Source organism: Erythrobacter sp. HI0063 (assembly GCF_001635685.1).
Taxonomy (GTDB): Bacteria; Pseudomonadota; Alphaproteobacteria; order Sphingomonadales; family Sphingomonadaceae; genus Qipengyuania.
Genome location: NZ_LWFF01000257.1, coordinates 1 through 205 on the forward strand (window position 1 = coordinate 1; position 205 = coordinate 205).

Genomic DNA, 205 nt, shown 5'->3' on the forward strand with positions numbered 1-205 from the left:
GGGCTGGCGTTGAGCGGTAAGTTGTATAGCGCAGCTAGATAGGACTCGTCGAAGACAGTCATCGATAGTTCGACTTCGTCCGCTTTTGTGGAGAAAAGCTTTAAAATGGATTCGGGGCGATCGCCTTGCCACTCGGCACGTATCTCACTCGGTGCCAGCAGTCGCATCGCGGCATAATCGGCCAGCTGAACGAGCGTAAGCCCCT

Annotated in this window: 1 pseudogene; it reads right to left on the minus strand. The window is 55.1% G+C overall.

Features of this window, described 5'->3' with window-relative positions:
- Positions 1 to 205: pseudogene (locus A3736_RS17965) on the minus strand (hypothetical protein); the annotation flags it as partial.